Below are 20000 nucleotides of genomic sequence, written 5' to 3'. Positions count from 1 at the left end.
GCGAAGTGCGGGACCCGGCCGGGGGAGGCCGGGTGCGACGGCATCGCCTGAGAGAATCGAGGCGTGCACATGACCGCGGGCAACGTCGCGTCGGACTTCGCCGCACGCCGGAGGGCGTGGGAGGACGCCGCGCTCTCGCCGCTGGCCGCCCGCTCGTACCCGGCCGAGCGCGTGCACCCCGAGGAGGACTGCTCGCTCCGCACGCCGTTCCAGCGCGATCGCGACCGGGTCGTCCACTGCAAGTCGTTCCGCCGGCTCAAGCACAAGACGCAGGTCTTCGTGGCGCCCGAAGGCGACCACTACCGGACGCGGCTGACGCACACGCTCGAGGTCACGGCGATCTCGCGGACCGTCGCGCGGGCGCTGTCGCTCAACGAGGACCTCACGGAGGCGATCGGGCTGGGGCACGATCTCGGCCATCCGCCCTTCGGGCACATCGGCGAGGCGGCGCTCGACGAGTGCCTGCAGCAGCGGTTCGGGCGCTCGTTCCGCCACTTCGAGCACTCGCTGCGGGTGGTCGAGCGGCTGGAGCGCGACGGCGCCGGCCTCAACCTCGACGCGCGCGTGCGCGACGGGATCCTCTGCCACTCGGGCCGCGCGCCGATGCCGAGCACGCTCGAGGGGCGGATCGTGCGGCTCGTCGACCGGGTGGCGTACATCAACCACGACATCGACGACGCGGTGCGGGCGGGCGTGCTGTCGCTCGACGCGCTGCCGGCCGACGCGATCGAGGTGCTCGGTCCGGACGGCTCGACGCGCATCGACCGGCTCGTCCACGACCTCGTCGAGCACTCGGCCGAGGCGGGCGACATCGTTCAGGGGCGCGAGGTCGGCGAGGCGATGGCCGCGCTGCGCCAGTTCATGTTCGACGAGGTCTACCTCGGGCCGGTCGCGCGGCACGAGGTCGAGAAGGTCGAGCGGATGATTCGCGCGCTCTTCGAGGAGTACGTCGCGCATCCGGAGCGGATCCCCGACGGCGGCGGTGCCGAGGACGCCGACCTGGCGCAGCGGGTCACGGACTACATCGCCGGCATGACCGACCGGTTCGCGACGCGGACGTTCTCGGAGCTGACCGTCCCGGCCGCGGGGGTCTAGGTGGCCCGGTACACGCTGGAGTCGGTCGAGCGGGTGAAGGACCGGCTCGACATGGAGGACCTCGTCGGCTCGCGGACCGAGCTGCGGCGGACCGGCGCGTCGAGCTTCATGGCGCTCTGCCCGTTCCACGACGAGCGCTCCCCGTCCTTCAGCGTCGACCCAGTCAAGAAGGTCTTCTACTGCTTCGGCTGCGGCGAGAACGGCAGCGGCGTGGACTTCGTCATGAAGACGGAGGGGGTTGACTTCAAGACGGCGATCGAGCTGCTCGCGGACCGGTACGGGATCGAGCTCGAGATGGAGGAGGAGGACCCGCGCGAGGCCGAGCGCCGGAAGTGGCAGGCGCGGCTGTACGAGGTCCTCGAGCGGACGGCGGCCTACTACGAGCGGGTGCTGTGGGAGTCCCCTGAGGCCGCCCCGGCGCGGGAGTACCTGGCCGGCCGCGGCCTGTCGGAGGAGGCGCTGCGGGAGTTCCGCGTCGGGTACTCCCCGGCGGCGTGGGACCGCGTGGTCGTCGCGTCGCAGAAGGCGGGCTACAGCGACGGCGTGCTGAACGCGGCGGGCCTGCTCGGCAAGAACCGGACGGACCGCTTCCGCGAGCGGATCATGTTCCCGCTGTGCGACACGCGCGGGCGCGTGATCGGCTTCGGCGCGCGGGCGATGGCCGGCGGCCGGCCGCCGAAGTACCTCAACACGTCGGAGAGCGAGCTCTTCCACAAGGGCCGGCAGGTCTACGGCGCGCACCTCGCGCGAGCGGCCGCGGCGAAGGCGGGCACGCTGATCGTCACCGAGGGCTACACCGACGTGATCGCGCTGCGGCAGGCGGGGTTCCAGAACGTCGTCTGCGTGATGGGCACCGCGATCACGGAAGATCAGATCCGGGCGCTGCGGCGGCTCGCGCCGGTCGCGCACCTGGCGCTGGACGCCGACAACGCGGGGCAGGAGGCGATGCTGCGCGCGGCGCGGGTCGCCGGCTCCGAGAACCTCGAGCTCCGCGTGCTGCCGGTGCCCGAGGGTCTGGACCCGGCCGAGCTCGTCCAGCGCGACGGCGCCGACGGCGTCCGCGCCCTGGTCGAGAAGTCGATGCCGTTCGTGCGCTTCCGCGTCCTGCGCGCGCTCGCGAAGGGCGACCTCCTGTCCGCCGAGGGCAAGGACCGCGTCCTCGACGAGATCCGTCCCGTCTTCGCCCAGCTGCCCGCGAGCGTCCTGCGCCAGGAGCTCCTGCGCACCGTCAGCGACCGCCTCGACGTCCCCGCCGACCTCGTCGAGGACCTCCTCCGCCGCCCGGCCTCCCGGCCGCCCGCCCCACCGCGGCAATCGCCCCGCCCGGCTCCCTCGCCATCTCGCCCCGCAGCCGATCCCTACGCCCGCGACCCCGGCCGCGACGAGTCGGCACCGCCGCCGGACATGTCGTGGATCGAGGAGGACGAAGACCCCGGCCGCTTCGGCCCGCCGCCCGCCGCGTCTCGCGACTTCTCCGGCTCCCACCGAGACACGCGCGGCAGCGGCGATCGCCGCGACTTCTCACGCGGCGGGCAGCGCGGCGGCCGCGGCGACTTCCGCGGCGGCCCGCGTCGCGACTTCTCCGCGCCCGACCCGCGGCGCGCCGAGCCGAGCGTCGCCTCGATCCTCGCCCGCACCGAGGAGGCCGAGCGGCGCTTCCTGCAGTTCTGCATCGCGATGCCGGGGCACGGCAACGAGGCGCTCAAGGCGCTCGACGTCGACGAGTCGTTCACCTCCGCACTCACCCGCCGCGCGGCGCTCCACCTCCGCGAGCACCTCCACGCACCGCTCGACGGCATCGCCGACGACGACGAGGAGCTCACGACGCTCCTCCGCGAGCTCCTCGCCCGCAACGCGATGGAGCCCCCGACCCCGGCAACCTTCGACACCCAGCGCCTCCAACTCGAGATCCGCCGGGTCCGCCGCCGCATGCAACGCGTCCGCGAAGCGGGGGAGGAGGGAGCGACGGCCCTCGCCGCCCAGCTCCAAACGCTCCAGGAGGAGTTCGACAAGGCGATGGAACGAGCGGTCGAAACCGGCTGACCGCAGCGACGCTTCCGTCCGCAACCCGAACTAGTGTTCGCCCCGTGGACAGGGAGGTCTTGGAGGCGATGCTGCGGGAGGGTCTCTCGCAATCGGAGATCGGACGCCGCGTCGGGCTGCATCAGTCGACGGTGAGCTACTGGTGCCACCGTCACGGTCTGCAGCCGTCCTCACAACCGCGCAACCGGGCGCGGGGCGCACTCGACCGCGACACGCTCGAGGTGCTCGTCGCCGAGAACCTGACGATGCGCGCAATCGCCGAGCGGGTGGATCGCAGCCTCGCGACCGTCCGTTACTGGATGGCGCGCTACGAACTCCGCACGACCGATGCGGCGCGGGCCGCCCGCGGGCGCCACGCGGTGCCGCTGATCGAGACCTGCGACGTCCACGGGCGCTCGCGGCACAGCCGGCGCGCGGACGGATCGGTCTTCTGCCGGCGCTGCCGCGCCGACGCCGTCACCGCATGGCGCAGACGAGCCAAGGCGCAGCTCGTGAGCGAGGCGGGCGGCGCCTGCCTGCTCTGCGGCTACGCGCGGACGGTCGCGGCGCTGCAGTTCCACCACGTCGACCCTGCGACGAAGCGCTTCGCCCTGGGCGGCCGCGGCCTGGCGCGGTCCATCGACGCGCTCCGGCAGGAAGCGGGGAAGTGCGTCCTGCTCTGCGCCAATTGCCATGCAGAGGTCGAGACGGGCGCCGCTACCCTCCCCTAAGATTGTCCGGCCAGGTGCCGATGACTCTCGGTAGCACGGTCCGGGGTAGCTCAACCGGCAGAGCGAACGGCTGTTAACCGTTAGGTTGTGGGTTCGAGTCCCACCCCCGGAGCTTCAGAAGCGCCCGCCCCGTCGGGCGCTTCGCCGTTTCAGGTACCAAATCGGGTACCAATTGCGCTCGACGGGCAACTCAGCCGGTCGGCACGGGGTCCTCGTCGTCCCGCACGGTCGCCGAAGCGGAGAACCCGGCCACGCCGTTCATCTTCGAGGTGTTCGGCTGATGGCGCTACGCGCCTGCCGCATCTGCGGCATCCCGTCACCCGGCGGCCGCTGCAGCGCTCACGCCGCGACGCGCCGCCCGCGAGGCCGGTCGTGGCGGATCGTCCGCGCGGACATCCTCACGCGCGACGGATACCGCTGCCGCATCTGCGGCAACCCGGCGACCGAGGTTGATCACATCGTCCCGCTGGCGGCCGGCGGCCACGCGCACGCCCCAAGCAACCTGCAGGCGCTCTGCGGTCGATGCAACCGCGCCAAGGGTGGCGGCTGATGCCTTGCCGCCACAGCCTGCCAACGTGGGCGCGTCGGCTCGAAGCCCCGGAGACGTACTCCGAGCCGTCGCTTGTCCCAACGTCCGGCACGTGATTGGGGGACCCCGTGCCGACTGTCGCCAAGGACGCTACGGCCGCGCCGCAGGACGCCCCATGGAGCTTTCCTCCCACAGCATCAGGACTTCTTGCCGAAGCGCGGACGGCCGCCTGCCGTCATGGAGAGGATCTCCTCGGCGGCCTCCTTCAAGTAGCCGGCCGCGGTATGGGCGTCGGCCTCGCTGCGGTGAAGAAGCGCGGCGTGCAGCCGTTCGGTTGCGAGATCGACCTGGATCTCGAGGACGTCCTTGATGTCCGGCCACGGCGTCTGTTGCGTCCGTCGCGGCTGATCGGCCTTCCGTGCCTGCTGGCCCTGCCTTGTGGGACTCACGCCGCGCACGTTGCCGCACGATCAGGTCGGAACCACGATGCAGGATCAGGGGTCGGTCGGCGGTTCGATGCGGTACCGGTAGCGCGGCGACAGGTTGTCGGTGCGCCACTCAACCGCTTCGAAGGCTTCTGCTTCGGTGAACAGGTAGCCGGTCGACGACGGATGAAACAGGTTGGGCAGCCGCTGCTCCGCCCCGGTGCAGGTGTCGATCTGGATGACGCTGTGGCGCCGCCGGCGTGGCGCAGGCGTCATGCGACCAATCCGACCCGGACGAACGCAAGAGAAGCCACGCGACAACCCTCTTCGTACCAAGCGCCCGCTCACATCGAAAATCCGTCCACCAGCGTCACGTTGGCACGCGTGCTCCACCATGCCCGCGTCTGATTACGCCGCGCTGACGCCGGACCTACCGGTGTTCGAGGTGGTGCAGCAACTCGTCGGCCGCGCTCCGCAGGTACAGCGCCGCGGTGCGCAAATCGCCGGCATGGCGGTTCTCGAAGGCAGCGCTCACCGCGCCGGCGGCGTCGTGCGCGTGGGGGACGACTTCGGCGATCTCCTGCCAGTGAGCTTCGCCGGCGCCGCCTTCGATCTTGCGCAGCTCGGTCAGTCGAACCACTTCTTGCTAGCTGCCGCGAGCTGTCCATGAGATCGCCAAAATGACCGATGCTGACGCTCACCGCGCGTGCCCAACCCATGATCAGCGGGATGTCGTGCGGCAGCTCGTCCGACTTCATCATCCACGCGAGCGAACGTCGCGCGAACTGCATCACGGACTGACTCGAGCCCTCGGTCAATTGGTCCGCGGCGATCGCGGCGAGATCTTCGACGGCTGGTGATTCGGCGTCGGTCAAGAAGGAAGCGGCGCGCGCCTCACCGATTCTCGGCCGGTAGTCCGATGGCCAGTTAAATCCGGCGATCTTCGCGGTGATCACCCAGCAACGCTGTTCGAGCATCCCGCGAGGGTCATTCTCGGCCCGCCTTGCGAGCGGGCTGAGCTCGTCGGCGTGCGAGGCAAGAGCCAAGGTCTCCAGGGTGAGCTCTGTCGGCGGCTGAACGCCAGCGCGATACCAATCGTGGTACCAACTTGCCGTCACCCCAGCGAACCTGACATGACCTGAGGCCAGCGTTCATGCGGGACCTGACCTGACGGGACCCGCGCCTGTTCAGTTCGAGTCCCACCCCCGGAGCTTGAAGGAGGCCGCCCGTCGAGGCGGCCTTCGTCGTTAACCCGGCGTCACAGCTCGCTGACGTTCAGTCGCCCGTACGCGCCAAGCCCGGTCGTGGGGCAACCGCGCCGGTGTACCGGCGAGATACGGGGGGTAGCGCGGCTCTTGTAGGACGGAGCGTTCGGCGCGGGCCAGAGCCTTGGCGCACATCCCGCCGGCACCCGTCCCACCGGAGACCAAGGGATGGGAGAACCCGGGCACCGCCGCGAACAGCGGTTCGAGTCGGTGCGCGGTCCCCTGCCCGCAACCCCCAGCAGGAGGACGAGGCACACATGGCCACACAGGGAGCGCGCAGCGTCAGCGCTCGTGACACCGGGACCCGAACGGGCGCGCGTGATCACGACAAGACGCCCGCCCAGTGGTACTGCCTGCTCGCGGGTGCGGCCCTGCTGCTCGCTGGCATCGTCGGCTTCATCGCCGACTCCGGCTTCTCGACCGGGTCCGACATCAACGGCGACAAGCTGCTCGGCATCTTCGAGGTCAACGGCTGGCACAACCTGGTGCACATCGCATCGGGTCTGCTCCTGCTGGCGGCCTCGTCGCGGCGAGCGCCCGCGAAGACCGTCGCGCTCGTGTTCGGTCTGACCTACGGCGTCGTCGCCCTCTACGGGCTGATCGACGGCTCCGACGTGATCGGGCTCATCCCGATCAACGGCGCCGACAACGTGCTGCACATCGCGCTTGCCGCCGCCGGCGTGCTCGCCGCACTTGCGTCGCCGCGCGATGACCGGCACGACCTGCGGACCTCCACCGCGAACCCCGCCGACGAGACCCGCTCCGGCCGCATCCGGCGCGACGAAGGCGACGGGACGTACGACCCGCTCAGCGGGCGTCCGTTCGGCGACAAGACCCGAAGCTGACCACCACAAGAGGGAGAGGCATGGCAGACATGACCACCACGCCCCACCTGACCGGCGACTCGAGCGAGAGTCAGGGCGGCGCCCGTGACAAGGCGCAAGAGGCCGCCGGCCAGGCCCAAGAGAAGGCCTCCGAGCTCGCCGGACAGGCGAAGGAGCAGGCCCAGCAGGCCGCGGGCCAGGCGAAGAGCCAGCTCCGCACGCAGGTCGACCAGCGCTCGTCCGACGCGGGCCGCCAGGTCACGCAGACCGCGAGCGACATCCGCACCGTGTCCGAGACCCTGCGCGAGCAGGGCAAGGACGGGCCGGCGAAGCTCGCCGACCAGGCAGCGGACAGGGCGGAGCGGATCGGCTCGTACCTCGAGCGCTCCGACGCCGACAGGATCATGGGCGACGTCGAGGACTTCGCGCGCCGCCAGCCGTGGGTCGTGATCGCGGGCGGGCTCGCCGCCGGCTTCATGGCCTCCCGGTTCCTCAAGGCGAGCCAGAGCGACCGCTACCAGCAGCGCTACTCCAGCCGGCCGTCCTACCAGCTTCCGAACACGACGCAGCGGCCGGTGGGCACGACGACACCGCCCATGGGCACCACCGGCAACGAGCTGTCGGGCGGCGTCGGCGCCGGCGTCGGCGATGTCGGCACGCCGCGGCGCACCGGCACGCCGGTCGGGACGGTCACCGAGACGGAGCGGGGCCGCTTCGGGAGACAGGAGCCGCTCTGATGTCCGACCAGGCCGAACGCGGCCGGATCGTGACCGAGAGGACGGGCACGACGGAGGACCTGCGCGACCGCTCCATCGGCGACCTGCTCAAGCAGCTCAGCCAGGAGACGACGACGCTGGTCCGCCAGGAGCTCGACCTCGCGAAGGCCGAGATGGCCGAGAAGGGCAAGCACGCGGGCAAGGGGGCCGGCTTCCTCGGAGGCGGCGCGGTCCTCGGCCTTGGTGCGTTCGGAGCGTTCACCACGTTCCTGATCGCCCTTCTCCAGACCGCGGTGGACCACACGTGGCTCGCCGCCGTGATCGTCGCCCTCGTCTATGGAGCGATCGCCGCCGTCCTCGCCCTCCGCGGCAAGGACAAGATCCAGGAGGCTGCGCCTCCTACCCCTGAGCAGACCGTCGAGACAGTGAAGGAGGACGTCGAATGGGCCAAGACCCGGACGCGATCCGCCGCGAGATAGAGGAGACCCGCGAGCGCATGGGCGAGACCGTCGACGCGCTCGGCTACAAGGCCGATGTGCCCTCGCGCACGAAGGAGAAGGTGTCCGGCACCGTCTCCGGCGTGAAGGACCGCATCGTCGGCGCGGCCGAGTCGGTGAACGAGAGCACGCCGAGCACGGGCGACGTCAAGCACGCCGCCAAGCGCGGCGCCAGCGTCGCGCAGGAGAACCCGCTCGGCCTGGCGATCGGCTCGGTGGCCATCGGGTTCCTCGCGGGCATGCTCATCCCCGGCACGCGCATGGAGAACGAGCGGCTGGGTCCGGTCGCCGATCAGGTCAAGGACCAGGTCCAGTCGACCGCTCAGGAGGCGCTCGAGCACGGCAAGGAGGTGGCCCGCGAGGTCGCCGACACCGCGCAGACCGCCGTGAAGGACGCTGCGCAGGAGGTCAAGGAGACCGCGCAGAGCTCCGCGCAGGAGCACGGCCAGCAGGCTGCGGAGTCCGCGCAGGAGAACGCGCAGCAGGTTCGCCAGCAGGTCAGCACGCAGACCTGAACATCAGTCGGCCCGGGCGGAACGCTCCGCCCGGGCCGCTACCTTGCGCCGCGGATGCTGCGGCGCGTCACCCTCCTCGCCCTGACGCTGCTCGGTGCGCTGGCGCCGGCCGCCGCCGCTGACGTCATCGTCTCGAGCCCGACGGTGAGCGAGGGCGGGACGGCGACGTTCACGGTCACCCGGACCATGGGCGACCTCAACCCCTACTCCGCGCAGACCGCCGACCAGACGGCGACGGCGCCCGCGGACTACACGGCGCGCAGCTCCCAGGGGCTGAGCTTCGACATCAACGGCGAGGCGACGGTCCAGGTCCCGACCGTGCAGGACGCGGCGCCGGAGCTGGACGAGACGTTCAAGCTCGTCGTCACGACGACGCTCGGGGGAGCGACGGCCGCCGAAGGCGTCGCGAAGATCAGCGACAACGACCCGGCCTCGGCGACCCCGGCCGATGCCTCGGCGACGGAAGGGCAGCCCGCGCGCGTGACGATCGCCCTCACGCCGATCGACCGCCCCGCGACGATCGCGTTCGAGACCATCGACGGCTCCGCGGCCGCCGGCTCCGACTACACGGCGCAGCGGGGGGCGGTCGACGTGCCGGCGAAGGCGACGCAGGCGTTCGTCGACGTCCCGATCGCCGACGACGACGCCGACGAGGACTCCGAGGCGTTCCAGCTCAAGACGACCGGACCGGACGGCGTCGCACGCACCGCGACGGTGACCATCGCCGCCAGCGATCCGCGCTTCATCAGCGTCGGCGACGTCTCGGTGCTGGAGTCCGACGACCAGTCGGTGATCGCGCGGGTGCCGATCGGGCTCGACCGCCCGACGACGCGCACCGTCACCGCGCGCTGGGGGACGATCGACGGCGCGGCCGTCGCGCCGCGCGACTACCTCGCCCGCCTCGACACGCTCACGATCCCGCCCGGCCAGACGCAGGCGGTCGTCGACGTCCCGATCGTCGGCGACGACCTGCGCGAGGAGGCCGAGGCGTTCGGCGTCGTGCTCGGCGAGGTGAAGGGTGCGGCCGTCTTCCGCCAGGGCGGCATCGTCGCCATCACCGACGACGACGGCCTCGGCACCCCGGTAGCGTCGAGCGACGACACGCCGCCGAACATGACGCTCGAGCGCGCGCGGCTCGCGAGCGCCCGATCGATCCGCGTGATGGTCGCCTGCCCGAAGACCGAGCAGCGCTGCAGGGGGCGCCTGACGCTCTACGCGAAGGCGAACCGGCGCGGCCGGGCGACCTACCTGCGCAAGGAGCGGCGGATCGGCGTCAAGGCGTTCAGCCTGCCCGGCGACGCGAGCGAGACGCTGCGGTTCGTGCTGCCGTCGCGGATCGCGTCGGGGCTGCGGCGCAACCGCAAGCTGACGGTGCAGGCGTTCCTCGTCGCGCAGGACGCCGCCGCGAACGTCGTCACGAAGACGAAGACGACGACGCTGCGCTCGCGGGCGCCGCGCCGCTGACCGCGCCGAAGCGCTCGACGAGAGCCGCCGCGGTGGCCGCGCCGTCGTGCGTCTTGGTCCACGCCGCCACCGAGGCCACGCGCTCGGCGACGCGCGGCGACGACAGCGCGGATCGCACCGCCAGCCGCACGCCGCGCGGCGACACGAGCCGCCGCGGCAGCCGCGTCCCGAGCCCGGCCCAGTCGACCCGCGCCGCGTTCTCGCCCATGTCGCCCGCGGCCGGGCAGCAAACGACCGCGCAGCCCGATGCCAGCGCACGCGCGACGGTCCCGTGGCCGGCATGGCAGATGACCGCGTCGCACGCCGGCATCGTCTTCGCGTAGGACAGCCAGTCCACGACGACCGCGTTCGCCGGCACGTCGAGCGGCGGGTCGGGCTCGCGGCGGTTCCAGGTGGCGATGACGCGGACCGGCTCGTCCGCGAGGCCCTCGAGCGCGGCGCGCAGCATCCGGTGCGACGGGTCCTGCGAGGTCGACGGCGCGACGAGCACGACCGGCTCATCGCCGGGCGGCGGCGCGACGGCGGGCTCGCCGGGGATCTCCCACAGCAGCGGCCCGACGACGTGGGTGTTCGGCTCGGGCACCCAGCGCGGGTACTCGAGCTGGGGGAGCGTCGCGACGAGGCACAGCTCGCGGCTGATCCCGCCGTGGACGTGATCCAGCGGCGGCAGCCCGAGCCTCCGGCGCGTCTCGTTCAGCTCGAGCCGCCCGCGCTCCAGCCCGCCGGCGACGATCCGGTCGGTCTTCGCCCAGAGCCGCCGGCCCAGCGCGGTCCGCGGCAGCCGCGCGCCCACCGAGTACGGCGGGAAGCCGGGCGACGGACGCGGGTCGACGTGGGGGATGACGGTGCCGACGGGCAGCCCGGCCATCTCGCCCGCCACCGCGGGCGCCAGCGTGAGGATGTCGGCCACGACGCACTCGGGCCGGAGCTCCTCGATCAGTGGCAGCGTCTCGCGCGCCGCCCTGACGACCGCCTCGTACGGCTTGAGCGGCCGGTCGCGCGTGGGGAAGACGTGGTACTCCGGCGCGGCGGCGAACGTCATGCCCTCGCGCTCGACGTGCTCGCGCCACTTCACCCACGTCTGCAGCGTGACGTCGTGACCGCGGCGGGCGAGCTCGGCGCCCAATGCGATCACGGGGAACGCGTGGCCCGGGTCGCCGAACGCCCCGAGCAGGATGCGGCGGCGAGGCGTCACTCGGCGGCCAGCTCCGCGGCGATGCGCAGCTGCTCGACCCGGCCGGCCTTGTCGAACGCGAGCGGCGTGAGGCCCAGCGTGTCGACGCCCGCCTCGCGGAAGACGCGCATCTTGTCGCGCACCCGCTCGCGCCGCCCGACGAGCGAGACGGTGTCGATCAGCTCGTCCGACAGCCGCGCCGCCGCCTCGTCCTTGCGTCCCTCGAGGTAGAGGTCCTGGACCTCCTGCGCTTCGGCCTCGAAGCCGTAGCGCCGGACGAGCTGGTTGTAGAAGTTCTTCTCCCGCGATCCCATTCCGCCGACGTAGAGCGCGAGGAAGTGCCGCACCGCGTTGCGCGCGGCTTCCTCGTCGTCGGTGACGAGGAAGTTCACCGACGGCGCGATGCGGAACCCGTCGAGCGACCGGCCCGACCGCGCGGCGCCCTCCTCGAGCAGCGGCTTGAACTCCTGCAGGTGCTCGGGCGAGAAGAGGATCGGCAGCCACCCGTCGGCGACCTCGCCGGCGAGCCTCGTGTTGTTCGGCCCGATCGCCGCGAGGAAGATCGGGATCTCCTCCTGCACCGTGCCGATCGTCAGCTTCAGCGCCTTGCCCGGCCCGTCGGGCAGCGGCAGGTCGAGCGTCTCGCCGTGGTACTCGAGCCGCTCGCGCCGCAGCGCCATCCGCATGACCTCGATGTACTCGCGCGTGCGTGCGATCTGCTTGCCGAAGCGCTGCCCGTGCCAGCCCTCGGCGACCTGCGGCCCGCTCGATCCGATGCCGAGCAGCATCCGCCCGTCGGACAGGTTGTCGATCGTCGCGGCCGTCATGGCGGTCATCGCGGGGGAGCGGCCGGGCATCTGGAACACCGCCGCGCCGAGCTTGATCGTCGACGTCTGACCGGCGAGCCAGCCGAGGATCGTGGCGGCGTCCGAGCCGTACGCCTCGGCCGTCCAGACGGAGTCGAAGCCAAGGCGCTCGGCCTCCTGGACGATCTCCTTCTGATCCTGCGAGGAGAGGCCCAGGCCCCAGTAGCCGATGTGCACGCCCAGCTTCATTCGCAACTTCCGTTTCGTGGAGAAGGGTTCCTGCGGGTAAGCTCGTGCAACCTATGCGATCGAAGCGCGAGCGCCGGATCCAGGACCTCCGCCGGGCGATCGACTGCCTGCCGGAGCGAACGAAGGTCGCCATGCTCGAGGGCGTCACCCAGAGCACGATCATCGTCGGGGCCTACACCGATCGACGCGGCGGGGTGTGCCCGATGCTCGCCGCCCATCGCCGGGGCGGCCGGACCGACTTCCTCCAGTTCGCCAAGGCGTGGGACCGCTTCTGCGAAGCCAAGCGCCCGCGGCGCGCGACCGAGCGTGAGCTCGTCGTGCTGCGCTCGCATCTCGAGGCGTCGCTGCTCGACTCCGATTACACGGATCTGCGAGCGACGATCCAGGACCACCAGGCGACCGCGCGCGAGCGGCGTGCCCGCGAGGCGAGCGCGCTCGGGCTCGGCTGGACCGCGGAGCGGCCGGCCGGCGACGCGCAGCCCCGCGAGACCGAGCTCGTCTAGAGGCCCTCGGGCAGCGCGCTGCCCGCCGGCTGCTCGAAGATCAGCTCCGGGATGACGCAGCCGGGCGAGAGCCCGAGCAGCATCTTCACCGCGTTCGCGACGTCGCTCGTCTGGATCATCGTGTCCGCCGGGACGTGGCCCTTGATGAAGTCCGTCATCGGCGTGTCGACGAAGCCGGGGCACAGCGCGCAGCTCTTGACGCCGTCGCCGTTGAGCTCCTTGTTCATCGCCTGCGTGAAGCCGACGACCGCGTGCTTCGTGGCGGAGTAGACGCTCAGCCAGGCCTCACCGCGCTTGCCCGACAGCGAGGACGTGTTGACGATGAGCGCGTTGCGGTGCTCGGCGCCGGCCTCCTTCAGCAGCTCGATGCTCTCGCGGTAGAAGAGGAAGATCGAGCGGATGTTGATGTTCAGCTGGATGTCGACCTTCTTCGTCTCCAGGTCGCCGATCGGCTGGCCGATCCCGACCCCGGCGTTGTTGACGAGGACGTCGAGCCGGCCGTACGTGTCGCGGTGCTGCGCGACGACCTGCTTGATCAGGTCCTCGTCGCCGAGGTTCCCCGACAGGCCCTGGACCTCGTAGCCGGCGGAGCGGAGCTCCTCGACGGCGGCGTCGAGCTTGTCGGAGCGGCGGGAGGCGACGGTGAGCGCGTGGCCCTCCGCGCCGAGCATGTGGGCGAGCGCGAGTCCGATCCCGCTGGACGCGCCGGTGACGATGGCTGCACGTTCTGGCATGGCGGAAGGGCGCGGACACTACCCTGCCTCGGCGTGCGTCGACTGCTGCCCGTCCTCCTGCTCGTCCTGTCCTTCGGTGTCGCTGCGTGCGGGGGTGACGACTCGTCCTCGAGCAGCTCCGACGCGGGCGGGACGACCACGCAGGAGGCCGGTCCGAAGGTCGAGTTCCCGCGCGGGGACGACAAGACGATCCGCGCGCTGCGCAGCGGTCTGCCGGAGGGCGCGATCTTCGCTCCGTCGGTCTCCACGATGCGCGTCGGCGAGAACCGCATCGGCTTCGCGCTGTTCGACACGGCGCGCAAGCAGGTGGACCCGGACGCCGTGGCGCTCTACGTCGCCCAGCCCGACGGCCGCCGGCTGCGCGGCCCGTTCCCGGCGACGAAGCGCTCGCTCGAGACCAAGCCGCAGTTCCAGAGCCGCCAGGCCCAGGCCGACCTCAAGAGCGTCAACTCCTTCTGGACCGCGAACGTCCCGTTCAAGCGCAAGGGCCGCTACGTCGTGACGGCGCTCATCTCGCTGAAGGGCGAGTTGGCGTCGACCTCGCAGTTCGAGCTGAACGTCGGCGGCGAGGGTCCGCCGGACATCGGCGACAAGGCGATCTCCGTGCACACCGACACGCCGGCCGACGTCGGCGGCGACCTGGCGAAGATCGACACGCGGATCCCGCCGCTCGCGGAGATGCACGAGAACGACTTCGCGGACGTGCTCGGCAAGAAGCCGGTCGTCCTGGTGTTCGCAACGCCGCAGCTGTGCCAGACGCGCGTCTGCGGCCCGGTCGTCGACGTCGCCGCGCAGGTGCGCAACGAGGTGCCCGACCCGGCCTACATCCACCAGGAGATCTACGTCGACAACGACATCAACAAGGGCTTCCGGCCGCAGGTGGGCGCGTGGCGCCTGCCGACGGAGCCGTGGGTCTTCCTCGTCGGCGCCGACGGCAAGGTCAAGGACCGCTTCGAGGGCGCGCTGAGCGTCGAGGAGCTCGAAGCGGCCGTCAAGACCAAGTTGAAATAGGCTCCGCGGCGCGGATGGAGGACGACCGCAACGAGACCCCCGACGAACGCGCCGACCGCAACATGGCGGAGCTCCTGCAGGAGCTGCGCGTCGCGCTTCCGGGGGTTCAGGTGCTGTTCGCCTTCCTGCTCACCGTGCCGTTCGCCCAGGGGTTCGCGGACGTCACGGACTTCCAGCGGACCGTCTACCTGGTCACGCTGCTGGCCTCGACGGCGGCGACGGCGTTCTTCATCTCGCCGACCTCGTACCACCGGCTGAACTTCCGCCGGCGCGACAAGCAGCACATCGTCGAGGTGTCGAGCCGGATGACCGTGCTGGGGATCGTGTCGCTCGGCGTGGCGATGACGGGGGCGATCCTGCTCGTCACGGACTACCTCTTCCAGGGGCGGACCGCGGTCACGGCGACCGTCGGCTCGGCCTTGCTGTTCGTGGTCCTGTGGATCCTCATGCCGGTGCTGCGGCGGCGCAAGACGGTCCGCACCGAACAGGCCGGCCGCACGCGCTAGGGTCTCGCGCCTTGTCCGAACTCGTTCCCCCGGACGGCGCTCCGTTGCGCCTGCGCGATGAGCTCGCGCTCATCGCCTCGTCGCTCGATCGCCGCCCGTCGGAGCCCCTCGCGGGCGAGCCGGAGCCCCTCGTCGTACCGTGGCCCCATGAGCCGCGGCCGTCCTCCGAGCGCTAGCGCCCCGCTGTCGCTGCGGCGCGTGCCGCTGGCGTCGTCGCTGACGCCGTGGCAGGCGCTTCTGACGCTGCGCGCGGATCGCCGCCCCTTCGCCCTGACCGGCGCGTGGGCCGGAGGCGGAGCGATCCTCGGCTCCGAACCGACCCTCGTCGCGCCCGCCGGCGCCGACCCGTTCGTCTCGCTCGGGTCGCTCCCGGCCGTGCAGAACGACCTCGATGGGGCCGTCGGCGGCGGCTGGTTCGGTCGTCTTGGGTATCCAGCGTCGTTCTGGGCCGACCGCGTCCCGCCGCAGCCTCCGCGCCCGATCGTCGCCCGCGACGCCTCGCTGGCGTGGTACGACCACGAGCTGCGGCTCGACGCCGATGGGCGCTGGTGGTTCGAATGCCTGTGGTCCGATGAGGCGGCCGAGCGGCTGGATGCGCGGTTGGAGCTCCTCCGCGAGCGTCTTGCCGGCCCATCGCCCGAGCCGGCGCCGTTCGACGTCGGCACGTTCACGCCGCGCCCCTCCCGCGCCGGCCACGAGGCCGCGGTGGCGCAGTGCGTCGAGTACATCGAGGCCGGCGACCTCTACCAGGCGAACCTCACGCTCCGGCTCGAGTCCTCGTTCACGGGCGACGCGATCGACCTCTTCGCGTCGGCGGCGTCCGCGCTGCGGCCGCGGTACGCCGCGTTCGTCGCCGCGCCGGATCTCACGGTTGCCTCGTTGTCGCCCGAGCTGTTCCTCCGCCGCCGCGGCCGCGACGTCGTCACCGCGCCGATCAAGGGCACGGCGCCCCGGCCGGACGACGAGGGCGAGGCCCGCCGCTCGCTCGCCCGCCTCGAGTCCTCCGCGAAGGACCATGCGGAGAACGTGATGATCCTCGACCTCATGCGCAACGACCTCGGGCGCGTGAGCGAGTACGGCACCGTCCGCGTCACCGACGTCGCCCGCGCCGAGGCGCACGCCGGCGTCTGGCACCTCGTGAGCGAGGTCGCGGGGACGTTGCGCGAGGACGTCGGCGACGCCGAGCTCCTGCGCGGCACGTTCCCGCCCGGCTCGGTCACGGGAGCGCCGAAGCTCAAGGCGCTCGAGGTCATCGCGACCCTCGAGTCGACGGGCCGCGAGACCTACACCGGAGCGATCGGCTTCGCCAGCCCCGTCGCGGGCCTCGAGCTCAACGTCGCCATCCGGACCTTCGAGGTCGCCGGCGAGCGGATCTGGCTCGGCGTGGGGGGAGGGGTCGTCGCCGACAGCGTCCCCGCCGCCGAGTACGAGGAGTGCCTCGTCAAGGCCCGTCCGCTCGTCGAAGCGGTGGGGGGCCGCCTCGCCGACGACAGCTCCCCGGCCGCGCCCACCCTCGGCGTCTCCGTCTCCGCCGCCTCGCCGGCTGCGCCCACTCGCGCGTCTCGCCCCGACCCGGCGCGCGGCGTCTTCACCACGCTCGCCATCGAAGAGGGCGTCCCCGTCGAGGCCGACCGCCACCTCGCACGCCTCGCCGCGTCGGTCCGCGCTCTCTACGGGCTCGAGATCGACCTTGACATCCCGGCGCTCCCCGTGACGGGCCGGCACCGCCTCCGGATCGACGTGCTCCCGTCGGGCGAGACCGCCACGCGGATCGCTCCGGCCGGACCTGCGTTCCCGGCTACGCCGATCGCTCTTCGGCCGCTCGTCGTCCCCGGCGGCGTGGGGGAGCACAAGTGGATCGATCGCCCGCTCCTCGACGAGGCCGAGGGCGAACGCCTGATCGTCGACCTCGACGGCACGGTGCTCGAGACGTCGCGCGGGAACGTGTGCCTCGTCGAGGAGGGGTCGCTCGTGACGCCACCCGCCGACGGGCGGATCCTGCCCGGCGTCACGCGCGCGCTCGTTCTCGAACGCGTCGGCGCGCGCGAGGAGCGGGTCACGGTCGACCGGCTCGAAGCCGCGGACGAGGTCTTCGTCACGAGCGCGATCCGGGTGCTCCAGCCCGTCCGCAGCGGCCCGGTCACCCGGGCGGTGGCGGCGGAGCTCAGGCGGGCCGCAGCTCGTACGGGTACTGCGTGAGCGTCTCGCAGCCGTCCTCGGTCACGAGCACCAGGTCCTCGTAGCGCACGCCGCCGATCCCCGGCAGGCCCTCGACGCCGGGTTCGAGCGCGAGGACGTCGCCCGCGATCAGCTCGTCCTCGGCGCTGAGCCCGAGCGTCGGCGGCTCGTGCACCTCGAGCCCGACGCCGTGTCCGAGCGCGAAGTAGAAGCCCTGCGTCAGCACCTCGCCCTCCTTGCGGGTGCGCTGCGTCGGGTAGCCGGCGCGCTCGAAGATCTCGGCGGCGACGTCGTACACCTCGCGCGCACGGACGCCGGCGCGGATGGCCGACCGCGCGGCCTCGAGCGCCTCGCGCACGAGCGCGTCGAGCTGCTCGACCTCCGGCGTGACGCGCGCGGCGACGAAGGTGCGGGTCATGTCGGCCCAGCAGCCGGTGCGCTCGTCGCGCGGCCACAGGTCGATCGTGATCGGCAGGTCGGCGGGGAGGGGACCCGAGCCCGGATCGTGGCCGCCGCCCGACCACGTCGAGACGACCATGATGTCGGGCGGCGCCGGCGCGCCCGCCGCGGCGCACGCCTCGCGGACCGCGTTCCTGACCCGCTCGGCGGTCAGCGGCTCGCCGTCGAGATGCAGCCGCCCGTTCGCCTGCCCGGCGCTGCGGATGAGCTGCTCACCCGCTCGCATGCCGGCCTCCGCCGCTCTCTGCGCGCGCCGGATCCCCTCGAGCTCGGCCGCCGACTTGCGTCGCCGGCGAGCCTGGATGCCCGGCGCGTCGACGTTCAGCCTGATGCCGTTCTCGCGCAGCACGTCCGCCACGGCGACCGGGAGGTCGGAGGGAACGGTCGCCTCCGTGACGCCCCACCGCTGCACGGCCCGCAGCACGACCTCGAGCTCCGCCTTGTCGCGCCTCATCCCATCGCGGATCAGCTCGAAGATCCCGAGCTCGTCGAGCTGAAGCAGCTCCGCATCGGGCAGCAGCGCCATGATCCGGTCCCGTTCCAGCACGTTCGTCAGCACATGCGGCTTGCCGTCGCGCTCGATGAAGAGGAACGGATCGATGATCTCGAGCGGCACTTCATGCCGCATCGCCGGATGCCGAGCGGTGTCGCCGTAGAGGAGGATCGTCGCCACGATCGCCGACCCTACCCGCCCGCCGTACCCTGTCGCGCGGGCCGGTAGCTCAGTTGGTCAGAGCAGCGGACTCATAATCCGTCAGGTCGTGGGTTCGAGTCCCACCCGGCCCACTGTGGTGATCGCGCGCGCTGGGTAGGGCCGCGCCATGCCCCTCCTTCGCAACGCCGCACGGGCCTACCTCCTCAACCGCGCCCTGCGTGGCAGCCGCCGGCATAGGCGCTCGACCTGGCGCGGCGGCTACTACGCCCCGCCGCGCTACTACCCGCGCCGGCGCAGCAGCTCCGGGTTCCATATGCGGGGGCCGTTCCCCACGTACTCGCGCCACACGCGGGGCGGATCGCGGGTGTCGGTGACCGGCTGCTGCCTGCCGATCCCGCTCGGGCTCACCGTGGCGGCCATCTTCGGGATCGGGCGGCGCCTGCGCGCCCACTAGCGGTCTGCCATCGGCAAGAGAGGCGGAGCGAACGTACGTTCGTGTAGCCTCGTCGCTCGTGACGAGCCAGGGAAGCGCCTACGCGAGGTTCCGCCGAGCGCTTCTGAGCAACAACCTCCGGCTCATCATGGCGTCGGCGTCCGAGCTTCCGCACGTCTCCCTCGAGGACGCGCTGCGGATCCTGGTCGTCATGGCGGCCAAGCGCGACGAGCGCTTCAGCCGGGCTGCCGCGAAGTGGAGCGCGCGGGCGACGGCCGAGTGCCAGTTGAGCCTCGAGGACAGCCGGCGGGTCCTGGCGCTCGTGGAGGTGCTTCCCGACGCACCCGAGGCCGTCGCGCTGCGGCTGCGGGCGGTGTGCGGGATCCGGTGAACCGCGCGAGCTCGAGCCACCCGCCGCAACCACCGCGGTCGCACGACTAGCTTCCCGCAGCAGTGCGGTCCGCCCGCGCAACTCCCGGTCGGCGACGTTCGTGATCCGGGGTTGAGAGCGGTAGAGGTGCCGTAGCGTCGCCGAATCGGCGCCGTTGCGGGCCGCACCGCTGGACGGATGTCGGACTTGTCCAATCGCGGCGCGCTGAGCGAGAGTTCGACGGCGTCCCCGTCTCGCTCCGCCTGGCGAGCTGCCCTCCACGGAAGGAACCTCGATGAAGCGCTTGATCCTGCTGGCGTTGCTCGGTTGTCTTGCGGCGCTCGCGGCGTCGCAGGTCGCCACCGCCGGCACGACGCCCAGCCCGGGCTGCAAGGGCGTCATGAACGCGCTCGACAAGTCGGACCGCGGCACCAAGGGCCAGGCCGCGCTCACTGACGTCGCGACGAAGCTGGGCTGCGGCACGGTTGAGCCCCCGCCGGTCGACGACATGGCGTGCTCCACCGGTTCGGTCGAGCTGTCCTACTGGCTCTTCGATCCAACGGCTACGCCCAGCGGACCGCCCGGTCAGTTCGTCCCGCTTTCGTCGAGCACGTCGCCCTACCCGGCGTACGGGGACAAGCGCGGCTTCTACATCGAGCCGGACGACGCCCCGCTGACCGAGATCGTGATCAAGAGCGTGCTTGTTGATGGCGTCGCGGAGGTCCACCGCTACACGGCGACCAAGGACGCGAACGGCCACTGGTACGGCACGAACGCGAACGACTTCGAGAACAACGCGGACATCCAGTACGTCCGCTTCTGCGGTACCGCCTCCTAGA

At 71.9% G+C, this 20000-nt stretch carries 23 protein-coding genes and 2 tRNA genes; 18 read left to right on the top strand and 7 right to left on the bottom strand.

What is annotated here, in order from left to right; all coding sequences use genetic code 11:
- Window positions 1-69 precede the first annotated feature (69 nt).
- From AC1UE4_RS06630 to AC1UE4_RS06610, 5 genes are all read left to right on the top strand, one after another.
- Window positions 70-1095 carry a deoxyguanosinetriphosphate triphosphohydrolase gene (locus AC1UE4_RS06630; RefSeq protein WP_482918214.1) on the top strand — a complete coding sequence of 342 codons (1026 nt, stop codon included), beginning with the start codon at window positions 70-72 and terminating at the stop codon, window positions 1093-1095.
- Entirely contained in the window at window positions 1096-3138 is a 2043-nt protein-coding gene (dnaG, locus tag AC1UE4_RS06625; protein WP_482916428.1) for a DNA primase, read from the top strand.
- 44 nt (window positions 3139-3182) lie between these two features.
- On the top strand, window positions 3183-3848 hold the full coding sequence (locus tag AC1UE4_RS06620) for a helix-turn-helix domain-containing protein (RefSeq protein WP_482916427.1): 666 nt from the start codon (window positions 3183-3185) through the stop codon (window positions 3846-3848).
- 39 nt (window positions 3849-3887) lie between these two features.
- A tRNA-Asn gene (locus AC1UE4_RS06615) sits at window positions 3888-3960 on the top strand.
- 168 nt (window positions 3961-4128) lie between these two features.
- Window positions 4129-4398, top strand: coding sequence for an HNH endonuclease (locus AC1UE4_RS06610; protein WP_482916426.1), 270 nt, complete (start codon window positions 4129-4131; stop codon window positions 4396-4398).
- A gap of 176 nt (window positions 4399-4574) precedes the next feature.
- On the opposite strand, the gene AC1UE4_RS06605 is transcribed toward AC1UE4_RS06610, so the two are convergent.
- The 3 genes from AC1UE4_RS06605 to AC1UE4_RS06595 all read right to left on the bottom strand — a co-directional run bounded on the left by AC1UE4_RS06605 (window position 4575) and on the right by AC1UE4_RS06595 (window position 5442).
- Window positions 4575-4835: a hypothetical protein gene (locus AC1UE4_RS06605; protein WP_482916425.1), complete on the bottom strand. Its 261-nt coding sequence runs from the start codon at window positions 4833-4835 to the stop codon at window positions 4575-4577.
- A 36-nt stretch (window positions 4836-4871) separates the two neighbouring features.
- Window positions 4872-5078: a hypothetical protein gene (locus AC1UE4_RS06600; protein WP_482916424.1), complete on the bottom strand. Its 207-nt coding sequence runs from the start codon at window positions 5076-5078 to the stop codon at window positions 4872-4874.
- A gap of 154 nt (window positions 5079-5232) precedes the next feature.
- Window positions 5233-5442, bottom strand: coding sequence for a hypothetical protein (locus AC1UE4_RS06595; RefSeq protein ID WP_482916423.1), 210 nt, complete (start codon window positions 5440-5442; stop codon window positions 5233-5235).
- Window positions 5443-6324: 882 nt separating this feature from the next.
- Between AC1UE4_RS06595 and AC1UE4_RS06590 the strand changes: the two genes are divergently transcribed.
- From AC1UE4_RS06590 to AC1UE4_RS06570, 5 genes are read left to right on the top strand one after another with little or no spacing between them, the layout of a single operon-like run.
- Window positions 6325-6912, top strand: a complete 588-nt coding sequence (locus AC1UE4_RS06590; RefSeq protein WP_482916422.1) for a DUF4383 domain-containing protein — start codon at window positions 6325-6327, stop codon at window positions 6910-6912.
- A 29-nt stretch (window positions 6913-6941) separates the two neighbouring features.
- Window positions 6942-7628 (top strand): hypothetical protein, encoded by a 687-nt coding sequence (locus AC1UE4_RS06585; protein ID WP_482916421.1) that lies wholly within the window; start codon window positions 6942-6944, stop codon window positions 7626-7628.
- Window positions 7628-8086, top strand: a complete 459-nt coding sequence (locus AC1UE4_RS06580; protein WP_482916420.1) for a phage holin family protein — start codon at window positions 7628-7630, stop codon at window positions 8084-8086. The genes AC1UE4_RS06585 and AC1UE4_RS06580 overlap by 1 nt, the downstream gene beginning before the upstream one ends.
- A complete protein-coding gene (locus AC1UE4_RS06575) occupies window positions 8050-8619 on the top strand; it encodes a DUF3618 domain-containing protein (protein ID WP_482916419.1) in 570 nt (189 codons plus the stop codon). Before AC1UE4_RS06580 ends, AC1UE4_RS06575 begins: the two co-directional genes overlap by 37 nt.
- 54 nt (window positions 8620-8673) lie before the next feature.
- The gene (locus tag AC1UE4_RS06570; protein WP_482916418.1) at window positions 8674-10083 is read left to right on the top strand and encodes a Calx-beta domain-containing protein; all 1410 of its coding nucleotides are present in this window, start codon (window positions 8674-8676) and stop codon (window positions 10081-10083) included.
- Here the strand turns inward: AC1UE4_RS06570 and AC1UE4_RS06565 are convergent.
- Window positions 10034-11278 carry a glycosyltransferase gene (locus AC1UE4_RS06565; protein WP_482916417.1) on the bottom strand — a complete coding sequence of 415 codons (1245 nt, stop codon included), beginning with the start codon at window positions 11276-11278 and terminating at the stop codon, window positions 10034-10036. The two genes, AC1UE4_RS06570 and AC1UE4_RS06565, sit on opposite strands and share 50 nt — an antisense overlap.
- The gene (locus AC1UE4_RS06560; RefSeq protein WP_482916416.1) at window positions 11275-12312 is read right to left on the bottom strand and encodes an LLM class F420-dependent oxidoreductase; all 1038 of its coding nucleotides are present in this window, start codon (window positions 12310-12312) and stop codon (window positions 11275-11277) included. Before AC1UE4_RS06560 ends, AC1UE4_RS06565 begins: the two co-directional genes overlap by 4 nt.
- A gap of 53 nt (window positions 12313-12365) precedes the next feature.
- On the opposite strand from AC1UE4_RS06560, the gene AC1UE4_RS06555 reads away from it, so the two are divergent.
- Window positions 12366-12815 (top strand): hypothetical protein, encoded by a 450-nt coding sequence (locus AC1UE4_RS06555; RefSeq protein ID WP_482916415.1) that lies wholly within the window; start codon window positions 12366-12368, stop codon window positions 12813-12815.
- Here the strand turns inward: AC1UE4_RS06555 and AC1UE4_RS06550 are convergent.
- Entirely contained in the window at window positions 12812-13549 is a 738-nt protein-coding gene (locus tag AC1UE4_RS06550; protein ID WP_482916414.1) for an SDR family NAD(P)-dependent oxidoreductase, read from the bottom strand. The two genes, AC1UE4_RS06555 and AC1UE4_RS06550, sit on opposite strands and share 4 nt — an antisense overlap.
- A gap of 33 nt (window positions 13550-13582) precedes the next feature.
- Here AC1UE4_RS06550 and AC1UE4_RS06545 point away from each other — a divergent pair, with 33 nt between their 5' ends.
- The 3 genes from AC1UE4_RS06545 (at window position 13583) to AC1UE4_RS06535 (ending at window position 17265) form a co-directional block, all read left to right on the top strand.
- Window positions 13583-14560 carry a thioredoxin domain-containing protein gene (locus AC1UE4_RS06545; RefSeq protein WP_482916413.1) on the top strand — a complete coding sequence of 326 codons (978 nt, stop codon included), beginning with the start codon at window positions 13583-13585 and terminating at the stop codon, window positions 14558-14560.
- Window positions 14561-14574: 14 nt separating this feature from the next.
- Window positions 14575-15066: a DUF6328 family protein gene (locus tag AC1UE4_RS06540; protein ID WP_482916412.1), complete on the top strand. Its 492-nt coding sequence runs from the start codon at window positions 14575-14577 to the stop codon at window positions 15064-15066.
- Window positions 15067-15213: 147 nt separating this feature from the next.
- Entirely contained in the window at window positions 15214-17265 is a 2052-nt protein-coding gene (locus tag AC1UE4_RS06535) for an aminodeoxychorismate synthase component I (protein ID WP_482916411.1), read from the top strand.
- Here AC1UE4_RS06535 and AC1UE4_RS06530 read toward each other — a convergent pair.
- The gene (locus AC1UE4_RS06530; RefSeq protein WP_482916410.1) at window positions 17231-18376 is read right to left on the bottom strand and encodes a M24 family metallopeptidase; all 1146 of its coding nucleotides are present in this window, start codon (window positions 18374-18376) and stop codon (window positions 17231-17233) included. The genes AC1UE4_RS06535 and AC1UE4_RS06530 overlap by 35 nt on opposite strands.
- A gap of 38 nt (window positions 18377-18414) precedes the next feature.
- Between AC1UE4_RS06530 and AC1UE4_RS06525 the strand changes: the two genes are divergently transcribed.
- From AC1UE4_RS06525 to AC1UE4_RS06510, 4 genes are all read left to right on the top strand, one after another.
- Window positions 18415-18489: transfer RNA gene (locus AC1UE4_RS06525), tRNA-Ile, on the top strand.
- A gap of 35 nt (window positions 18490-18524) precedes the next feature.
- The gene (locus AC1UE4_RS06520; protein ID WP_482916409.1) at window positions 18525-18812 is read left to right on the top strand and encodes a hypothetical protein; all 288 of its coding nucleotides are present in this window, start codon (window positions 18525-18527) and stop codon (window positions 18810-18812) included.
- A 58-nt stretch (window positions 18813-18870) separates the two neighbouring features.
- On the top strand, window positions 18871-19182 hold the full coding sequence (locus AC1UE4_RS06515; protein WP_482916408.1) for a hypothetical protein: 312 nt from the start codon (window positions 18871-18873) through the stop codon (window positions 19180-19182).
- A 274-nt stretch (window positions 19183-19456) separates the two neighbouring features.
- Window positions 19457-19999 carry a hypothetical protein gene (locus AC1UE4_RS06510; protein WP_482916407.1) on the top strand — a complete coding sequence of 181 codons (543 nt, stop codon included), beginning with the start codon at window positions 19457-19459 and terminating at the stop codon, window positions 19997-19999.
- Window position 20000 lies beyond the last annotated feature (1 nt).

This window comes from Parviterribacter kavangonensis, from assembly GCF_056863335.1.
Note: the sequence above shows the minus strand (reverse complement) of the source record. Positions and strands in the feature narration are given on the sequence as shown.